The sequence below is a fragment of the Candidatus Methanoperedens sp. genome (genome assembly GCA_012026795.1).
In the GTDB taxonomy this organism is placed as follows: domain Archaea; phylum Halobacteriota; class Methanosarcinia; order Methanosarcinales; family Methanoperedenaceae; genus Methanoperedens.
In genome coordinates, this window is record VEPM01000066.1 from 1 (window position 1) to 1,671 (window position 1,671).

Annotated in this window: 1 protein-coding gene; it reads right to left on the reverse strand. The window is 37.6% G+C overall.

What is annotated here, in order from left to right:
• Positions 1–190: 190 nt before the first annotated feature.
• Positions 191–1,513 (reverse strand): IS110 family transposase, encoded by a 1,323-nt coding sequence (locus FIB07_18170; protein NJD54769.1) that lies wholly within the window; start codon positions 1,511–1,513, stop codon positions 191–193.
• Positions 1,514–1,671: the final 158 nt, after the last annotated feature.

Here is a 1,671-nt window from a genome sequence, read left to right on the forward strand (position 1 = left end):
ACTTCGTATGAAAAATCTATCCCGTCCATTCAGGTTAAACGTGTATAAAACAGATTACCTTAATAAATAATTTAGGTAACTTGATAAGTTTTCTAAACATATATAAAATTAAGATTCATTTAAATAAGATTATATTTTTTAATTAGTGATTGGCTCCGCTATGCAGAGCAGCTATAATCTCTATAGCCGATTAGTCTTCTTGAGAAATATTATCTACCGTGTACCCTGCTTTAGAGATTATTTCAATCATTTCGTCTAAGCTCGGTAGAGAGATTGCCTGGAATTTTGGAATCCTTGCCTTTTTTGTCTTTGGATCTTCCTCGTTATACTTCTCGTTGTTTTTCAACAGATGGTGAATTATGCTCAGCAGTTTTCTGGCTAATGCCACAATCGCTATCTTTTTCCCTTTCTTCATCAATATCCTCTGGTAAAAGAACCGCAGCCTACTGGGCCTGCCTCTCGCAATAACATGTGCACACTGGACAAGCATTCGCCTCAAATACTTTGATCCTTTCTTGGTGATGTGGCCATTTGAGGATTTCCCAGCAGATTCATTCAACGCAGGGGCAAGACCTGACCAGCCTACCAGGCTTTTAGGACAAGGAAATACATTGACATCTCCAATCTCTGCCAGAATTGCTGAACCTGATTTGTAACTTATTCCATAGATTGACATCAGAATTTGCAGTTGGTCTTGCTTTTGTTGCTTCTCTATATGTTGATTTATCATGGAATCTAGACGATTAATCTTCGCTTTTAACGAATCTATAACCTCCAGACATTCCCGAATTAACCAGATGTCTATCTGGCTGAGTTCTCCACGCACAGCTTCTTTTATTGCAGCTTTTTTCTTCCCGACTCTTTTTACAACCTTCAGAACATCATCAATACACTTTCCGTTCATTATGCCATTCAGAATCTGAAGACCTGCTATTCCGAATATATCTTTAAGAACACCTGATATCTTTATGTTAGCCCGTTGTAGCACTTTATGAACCCTGTTCTTAAATGCTGTCATTGATTGGATTGTCTTTGTACGAGTTCTTGTCAGGTCTCGAAGCTCTCTAATTTCTTTGGACGGGATAAAGGACGGTTTGATCTGACCATTAAGACAGAGTTCAGCTATCCATTCAGAATCAAGATTATCTGTCTTTCTTCCAGGTATATTTTTTATATATCTTGGGTTTGCCACTATTGTCTCAACTTTACCTTCTAAACAGGTATAGAGAGGAGTCCAATAGATACCCGTAGATTCTACTGCAACTCTTTGGCAATGTCTTTCTATTATCCAGTCCCTGAGATTTATTAAATCCTCAAGACCTGTATTGAATTCCTTTGTTTCTTTGGCTCCATCACATGTCAATATTGTCGCTACTAAAAATGACTTGTGGACATCTATACCGCAAGCCTTTTCCACTCTCACATTCATATTTTTATACCTCCTTATGGAGAAATTGTGATATAAGCAGAGATCTAAGGTATAGACAGCTTCGTATTCGTGCTCAAGGCACATTTATCTATCCGCAGAAAAAAAAACCATGTTTCACAACAGGCTATAAGCCCAAAGTAATCGTTGGTTTTCTCTGCTTATACCGCAAGAATAATAAGACGATACAGCAGTATTTATTTTTCATGTTTATCTATGAACCAGCAGGTTCATGATTAGTTTCA

What these genes read in the sequence shown, in the direction of transcription:
- FIB07_18170 (NJD54769.1), bottom strand. Translation starts at nt 1,513, where the DNA reads ATGTGCCTTGAGCACGAATACGAAGCTGTCTATACCTTAGATCTCTGC.